Origin of the sequence: uncultured Endozoicomonas sp., assembly GCF_947495845.1 — a bacterium.
Classification (GTDB): Bacteria; Pseudomonadota; Gammaproteobacteria; order Pseudomonadales; family Endozoicomonadaceae; genus Endozoicomonas.
Map to the genome: position 1 here is coordinate 1 of NZ_CANMAO010000101.1, position 534 is coordinate 534.

Here is a 534-nt window from a genome sequence, read left to right on the forward strand (position 1 = left end):
ACGCCCTATTAAGACTCGGTTTCCCTACGGCTCCCCTATACGGTTAACCTTGCCACTGAAATTAAGTCGCTGACCCATTATACAAAAGGTACGCAGTCACATAACAAGTATGCTCCCACTGCTTGTACGTACACGGATTCAGGTTCTATTTCACTCCCCTCAACGGGGTTCTTTTCGCCTTTCCCTCACGGTACTGGTTCACTATCGGTCAGTCAGGAGTATTTAGCCTTGGAGGATGGTCCCCCCATGTTCAGTCAGGATTTCTCGTGTCCCGACCTACTCGATTTCACAATAAATGAGCTTTCGTGTACGGGGCTTTCACCCACTATGGCCACACTTTCCAGAGTGTTCCACTAACTCATAAATTGCTTAAGGGCTGGTCCCCGTTCGCTCGCCGCTACTAGGGGAATCTCAATTGATTTCTTTTCCTCCGGGTACTTAGATGTTTCAGTTCCCCGGGTTCGCCTTCTAAAGCCTATGTATTCAGCTAAAGAATAACCGCTTATGCGGTTGGGTTTCCCCATTCGGAAATCT

General features: G+C 48.3%; 1 rRNA gene. It reads right to left on the minus strand.

What is annotated here, in order from left to right:
- Nucleotides 1–534, minus strand: a 23S ribosomal RNA gene (locus Q1B11_RS20265); the annotation flags it as partial.